The sequence below is a fragment of the Tateyamaria pelophila genome, from assembly GCF_019966495.1.
GTDB lineage: Bacteria > Pseudomonadota > Alphaproteobacteria > Rhodobacterales > Rhodobacteraceae > Tateyamaria > Tateyamaria pelophila.
Window position 1 is genome coordinate 1 of the sequence record NZ_JAIMIA010000182.1, and the last position, 6,358, is coordinate 6,358.

The 6,358-nt window shown below is 58.6% G+C and carries 7 protein-coding genes; 4 read left to right on the top strand and 3 right to left on the bottom strand.

Annotated elements, in window-relative coordinates; translation table 11 throughout:
• Nucleotides 1-135 precede the first annotated feature (135 nt).
• A complete protein-coding gene (locus LC354_RS25610) occupies nucleotides 136-918 on the bottom strand; it encodes a phytanoyl-CoA dioxygenase family protein (protein ID WP_223428795.1) in 783 nt (260 codons plus the stop codon).
• A gap of 9 nt (nucleotides 919-927) precedes the next feature.
• The gene (gene irr / locus LC354_RS25615; protein WP_223428796.1) at nucleotides 928-1,347 is read right to left on the bottom strand and encodes a Fur family transcriptional regulator Irr; all 420 of its coding nucleotides are present in this window, start codon (nucleotides 1,345-1,347) and stop codon (nucleotides 928-930) included.
• Nucleotides 1,348-1,890: 543 nt separating this feature from the next.
• On the opposite strand from irr, the gene fabA reads away from it, so the two are divergent.
• The 4 genes from fabA to LC354_RS25635 all read left to right on the top strand — a co-directional run bounded on the left by fabA (nucleotide 1,891) and on the right by LC354_RS25635 (nucleotide 5,409).
• Nucleotides 1,891-2,400, top strand: coding sequence for a bifunctional 3-hydroxydecanoyl-ACP dehydratase/trans-2-decenoyl-ACP isomerase (gene fabA, locus LC354_RS25620; protein WP_223428797.1), 510 nt, complete (start codon nucleotides 1,891-1,893; stop codon nucleotides 2,398-2,400).
• A 73-nt stretch (nucleotides 2,401-2,473) separates the two neighbouring features.
• Nucleotides 2,474-3,289 (top strand): alpha/beta fold hydrolase, encoded by an 816-nt coding sequence (locus tag LC354_RS25625; protein ID WP_223428798.1) that lies wholly within the window; start codon nucleotides 2,474-2,476, stop codon nucleotides 3,287-3,289.
• A gap of 89 nt (nucleotides 3,290-3,378) precedes the next feature.
• Nucleotides 3,379-4,608 carry a beta-ketoacyl-ACP synthase I gene (fabB, locus tag LC354_RS25630; protein WP_223428799.1) on the top strand — a complete coding sequence of 410 codons (1,230 nt, stop codon included), beginning with the start codon at nucleotides 3,379-3,381 and terminating at the stop codon, nucleotides 4,606-4,608.
• A gap of 9 nt (nucleotides 4,609-4,617) precedes the next feature.
• Nucleotides 4,618-5,409 (top strand): enoyl-ACP reductase FabI, encoded by a 792-nt coding sequence (locus LC354_RS25635; RefSeq protein ID WP_223428800.1) that lies wholly within the window; start codon nucleotides 4,618-4,620, stop codon nucleotides 5,407-5,409.
• A gap of 477 nt (nucleotides 5,410-5,886) precedes the next feature.
• Here LC354_RS25635 and LC354_RS25640 read toward each other — a convergent pair whose 3' ends face one another.
• Nucleotides 5,887-6,294, bottom strand: coding sequence for an FKBP-type peptidyl-prolyl cis-trans isomerase (locus LC354_RS25640; protein WP_223428801.1), 408 nt, complete (start codon nucleotides 6,292-6,294; stop codon nucleotides 5,887-5,889).
• Nucleotides 6,295-6,358 lie beyond the last annotated feature (64 nt).

The following is a 6,358-nucleotide window of genomic DNA, read 5'->3' on the forward strand; positions in this document are numbered from 1 at the left end:
GAGGTAAAAGATACTTGATCCGCAGGCCTGATCAGGCGATCTTCGCGTCAGATGGCAGGCCACTTGGGGAATGTCGGGTTCTATGTCGCCGCTGCGCTGGATAAACGTCGGCGCGCCCTCGAAAACACCTGCCGCTCACAGCAGAATTGGAAACCAATCTTCACGGAGCTTTTGCCCCGGCACCATGTCATGACCGGGAAACGGAGGTGATGTCGGACCGGGACGCGCCACATAGCGAGCATCGTCCCCGACCATCCGAACAGAAAAGGCACGCCGACGGGTCGCGCTTTGATTTCCCCGCGCGCCGTGCAGCGTACGGAAATGGAAAGCAACCGCATCGCCGGGCTCCATGGCGAATTCTACAATCCGCATGCCGTCGGCATCGGGGTCCGGAACCGGGATGTAGTCTCCTTCAAAGAAGGCCGCCTCGGACACCCACCGGGTGGGCACGACATCTTTGGGCCACAAATGCGATCCGGCGACGCAGCGCAGCGTGGCATCCCGCACCGGGTCAAGAGGCGACCAGAAACTGATCGTCTGCCTGCCCTCGACGAAATAGTAGGGATTGTCCTGATGCCACGGTGTGGCCATCGATGTACCCGGTTCCTTGACGAGCACGTGGTCATGAAACAGTTGTACCGATCTCGACCCCATCAAGTCTGCCGCTACAGACGCAGCAGCCGAATTCTGCAGGACATCTGAAAACTCGGGGATCCTCTGCCAATTGCAGTAATCATCGAAAAACAGCCCCGTTTCACCCTTGCGATCATTGGTCGACGCAAATGGGCCGGGTTCGGCCATATTGCGGGCAACCCCTGCACGCAGCGCGTCGACATGATCGCGAAAAAGACCACGAACTAAAACCACGCCATCGGCTTGGTAGGTATCGATGTCGCTTTGGGAAATCAGGGGATGCATATGCGCTGTCTAGACTTTCCGGCGCAGCCGGATCACCACATCGACCGATGCTATTTCCGCCCCCTCGGGCGCATCTGGCAGTTGCGCAATCACCAGTTGATCGGACGGCGCGTCCGTCAGTTTGGCGTCGTCCTCCCAAAAAAAGTGCGGGTGGTCATGCGTGTTGGTGTCGAAATAGCTCTTCGAGCCATCGACCGTGACTTCCTGCATCAGCCCGGCATCGCAAAACGCGCGCAACGTGTTGTAGACCGTCGCGAGCGACACCGCTTCACCCTGATTCTTGGCCGCCTCAAACAGGCTTTCGGCCGTGACATGACGATCCTGACCGTCGCCGATCAGCAAGGCTGCAAGCGTCACGCGCTGACGTGTCGGCCGCAAACCTGCGCCCGCCAACCATGTGCTACCGACCTCGTGCTGATCTTGTTTCATCGCATCCTCTTCCATTAAGACGTATATAAAGGCGAATATCCCGCAAATTCAATTGCAAATGAGTCGCAGCCTCACGCGGTGCGACCCTAAAGCCCCATCTGCTTCAAGGCCTTGAAGTCGACACTGCGGCTGCCATGGCCCAAAAAATTCCCAAGAGACGTGGCCGTTTCGGCTTCGGTCCAAAGTCTCGACAGATTTATGACGTTTGACCAAAAGTCCGCTCAGATATACCGGGAGCATGAGCGATAAGGCGGGTTCCTGTCAGCTTGGTTAGGAAATGACGCGTTCTTGACGGTTGCGATCTTGGTCGGGGCTCCGGTGTTCTCGAAAAGTCCCTCCAACACTTTCCGGGAAACAGTTTGTGCGCAGGCGGCTGTCGTTAAAGGCACCATCGCCAATGGCGGGAGCGCTTGTTTCGGTAAATCAGCCAAAGCGCCAGACTGCATCAGCCCAATCGCGCGCTCTTGCACCCGCAACACCTGCAGTTATACATGGGCGTCAATCCCGGCAGACCCGGACATCTGAGCAACGAATGAGGCCAATATGGCGGACTATCCCAACAGCTTTGACAAAGATGACCTGCTGAAATGCGCCCGTGGCGAGCTGTTCGGCCCCGGCAACGCGCAACTGCCCGCACCACCGATGCTGATGATGGACCGGATCACCGATATCTCCGGCGATGGTGGGCTGCATGGCAAGGGTCACGTCGTCGCAGAATTTGATATCACCCCCGACCTGTGGTTTTTCGATTGCCACTTTCCCGGAAATCCGATCATGCCCGGCTGTCTGGGTCTGGATGGGTTATGGCAGTTGACCGGTTTCAATCTGGGCTGGCGTGGCTGGCAAGGGCGCGGCTATGCGCTGGGTGTGGGCGAAGTCAAGCTGACCGGTATGGTCCGTCCAGAACGCAAGATGCTGACCTATTATGTGGATTTCACCAAAGCGATCCAGACCCGACGCCTTACGATGGGTGTTGCAGATGGCCGTGTCGAAGCGGATGGCGAAGAGATTTATCAGGTGAAGGGCATGCGCGTCGCTCTGAGCGAAACCTGATCAAGCGACACTCTACACGTTGACGTAGCGCGCGCGATCATAGAGCCTTGCTTTTGATCCAAGGGGTGCGGAGATGCCATTTGTCGACGTGAACGGGACCAGACTACACTACGTCGAGACCGGCAGCGGGCCGGAAACCATCGTGTTTTCACATGGTTTCCTGATGAACCACAAAATGTTCGCTCACCAGATTGCCGCCCTGAACGTGCGGTTCCGCGTCATCGCCTACGATCATCGCGGCCACGGCCAAAGTGCCCCCTGCCCCACGCCCTTCGGTATGTATGATCTGGTGGATGACGCGGCCGCCCTGATCCGTACCCTTGCGAATGGATCTGTTCACTTTGCCGGCATGTCCACGGGCGGATTCGTCGGAATGCGCCTCGCCCTGCGCACGCCTGACCTGATCAAGAGCCTGACCCTGATAGATACATCTGCCGACGCCGAAGACCCCGCAGCGTTGCGGCAATACAATCAACTGCTCTTTGCCGTGCGATGGATCGGGACGCGACCACTTTTGGGCAAGGTCATGCCGATCCTCATGGCGCAACCTTTCCTGACCGACCCCGCACGCGAGAAGGAGGTCAACGCTTGGCGCGCTGACTTTTCGGCACTGGACAAAAAATCTGTCTACCACTTTGGCAATGCGATCTTTTCCCGTGACTCCGTACGCGATGACCTTGCCGCTTTGGATGCACCTCCACCGACCCAGATCATCGTCGGCGCGCAAGATATCGCTACGCCCGTGGCGCGCTCCGAAACCATGCAAGCGGCGATCAAAGGCGCGCGGCTTGCGGTTGTCCCGGACGCAGGTCACAGCAGCCCGATCGAGACACCGCAAGCCGTCACCGACATAATGACACGCTTTCTGGCAGAACTGGATCAGCCTTAACCTGCGGTTCGAGATAGGCATAACGGCTTGCACGCACCGCCCCCCCTGTCCTACACGGGTCAGACCACAGACTGTAAAGGAGCGCGCGCATGCGCAGGGTTGTTGTCACTGGATTGGGCATTGTCTCATCCATCGGGAATAATGCAACGGACGTGCTGGCCAGTCTCAAGGCCGGGACCAGCGGTATCGAAGCCAGCCCGGAAATGGCCGAGCACGGCTTTCGCAGCCAGATCGCCGGTACACTCAAGATTGACGTCGCCGAACATGTCGAAAAACGCGCATTGCGGTTCATGGGGCGAGGTGCCGCCTATGGCCATATCGCGATGTCTCAGGCCATCGCGGATGCGGGCCTTGACGAAAGCGATATCGTGAACCCGCGCACCGGCCTTGTGGCCGGATCGGGCGGGCCGTCGACCTCTGCCATGCTGGCCGCCCACCAGACGGTTCTGAAATCTGGGGCAACCAAGCGGATCGGCCCCTTTGCGGTGCCAAAATGCATGTCCTCGACAATCAGCGCGAACCTTGCCACAGCGTTCAAGATCAAAGGCATCAATTATTCGATCACATCCGCCTGCTCCACCTCATTGCACTGCATCGGCAACGCGGCCGAACAGATCATGCTGGGCAAGCAGGACGTGATGTTTGCCGGTGGCGCAGAAGAACTGGACTGGACGTTGTCCTGCCTGTTCGACGCGATGGGCGCGATGTCGTCCAAGAATAACGATAACCCGACCACCGCAAGCCGCGCCTTCGACGCGGACCGCGACGGATTTGTCATTTCTGGCGGCGGCGGCATCGTGGTTCTCGAGGAGCTTGAGCACGCATTGGCACGCGGCGCCAAGATCTACGCCGAAGTCACCGGCTATGCGGCAACCTCCGATGGCCACGACATGGTGGCCCCCTCTGGCGAAGGCGGCGAACGCGCCATGCGGTTGGCTATTGAAACCCTGCCCGAGGGACGGAGCATCAGCTATATCAACGCGCACGGCACCTCGACCCCTGTCGGCGATGTTGGCGAAATCGAAGCCGTCCGCCGCGTTTTTGGCCAAGGCAGCACGCCGCCTGTCAGCTCCACCAAGTCGATGACCGGGCACGCCCAAGGGGCCGCCGGCGCATTGGAGGCAATCTTTTGCCTGTTGATGCTGGAAAACGACTTCATCGCCCCGTCGATCAACGTCACGACCCTCGATCCCGCCCTTGACCCGGCAGAAATCGCAACCGAAATGCGCGCCGATGCCGGCCTCGATTCCGTCATGACCAATTCCTTTGGTTTCGGTGGCACAAACGGATCGATGATCCTCTCCAAATTTCATGGATAAGAATTGAACATGTCAGACTTGCTCAAAGGAAAACGCGGCCTGATCATGGGCGTCGCGAATGAAAGATCGATCGCGTGGGGCATTGCCAAAGCCATGTCAGAAGCAGGGGCGGAGTTGGCGTTTACTTATCAGGGAGAAGCTTTTGGCAAACGCCTCGAACCTCTGGCGGCCAGCGTCGGCTCGGATTTCATGGTCGACGTGGACGTGACAGACGATGCGTCGCTCGATGCTGCCTTTGATGCGTTGGCTGCGCGGTGGCCCACCATCGACTTCGTGGTTCACGCCATCGCGTTTTCGGACAAGTCCGAATTGACCGGTCGGTTTTTGAACACAAGCCGTGAAAACTTCAAACACTCGCTCGATATCAGCGCCTATTCCTTCATCGAAGTGGCCCGACGCGCGCATCCCCTGATGATCGAGAATGGCGGCACCTTGCTGACCTTAACCTATGGTGGGTCCAACCGTGTTGTTCCCAATTACAACGTGATGGGCGTGGCCAAGGCCGCGCTGGAATCAGCGACCCGGTACCTCGCCAACGATCTGGGGCCGGAAGGCATCCGGGTCAATGCTGTGTCTCCCGGCCCGATGAAAACCCTCGCAGGTGCGGCCATTGGGGGCGCCCGCAAAACCTACAAACACACGGACCAGAACGCGCCTTTGCGCTCCAATGCGACCCTCGAGGCCGTGGGTGGCACCGCAGTCTATCTGTGCTCCGAGGCAGGGGCTTGCACGACCGGAGAAATCATTCGCGTTGATGGTGGGTTCCACGTTCTGGGCATGCCACAACCCGATCACCTCTAAGCGCCCAATTATTGCCATCTTGCGTTGCTAGCCGTCAGCATATGAAAACGGCTCATTTTGAACATATGCACACAAAAGAACGGATATTGGAGCGCCGTGCAAAGCGCGCGCGACGGCCCAAATGGCTCGGTCGACTTTTGTTTTCGCTAATCGGGGTGGGGATTTTTCTCGTACTGCGGATGCACCCGACACTTGTCACCGATGTGGTCGCCTACGCCCACCAACCTGACTCCAGCAGCCCGCCAGTGATCGGGCGCCCAAGTGACATCCAGGTCCGGATCATGCCGACCGACGCCGTCCCGGTCCGTCGGGGCTTGCACCAACCACAGTCCACAACCGCCCGCACTGAGCCGAACATGCATGCCACCGCTGTCAGCACAAAGTTCAAAAGCATCACGCCGGGCGGCTAAGGTCTGAGAGGTACTCGGGACGGCGGGCGGGGCGTCTTTGCCAACGGCAAAGAGCGTCCGAACGGCGTCAAGCCGGATTGATCGTCACGACTTCGAAATCGAAGGTCAGATCCTTGCCTGCAAGCGGATGATTGGCGTCCAACGTGACCTCTGCTTCATCGATCTCGACGACAGTCACCGGCATGGGCTGCCCTTCCGGCGTCTGCATCTGCAATTGCAGACCAACTTCCAGCGGAATTTCCTCAGGAATCACATCGCGGGGAACGCCCTGGCGCATCGCTGGATTGATCGGACCATACGCCTCAGTACAGGCGATTTTGACCACCTTCTTATCCCCCGCCTTCATCCCGGGCAACGCCACATCAAGCCCTGGTATGATCTGGCCGGATCCTACAACAAATTCCAACGGGTCCCGACCGTCCGAACTGTCAAAAACAGTCCCGTCCACCAAAGTTCCCGTATAGTGAAGGACCACCGGCTGACGCCGGAGGCATCATTTGTCGGAATGTAATTCCAGGTACTGCTTGATGACATCGTCT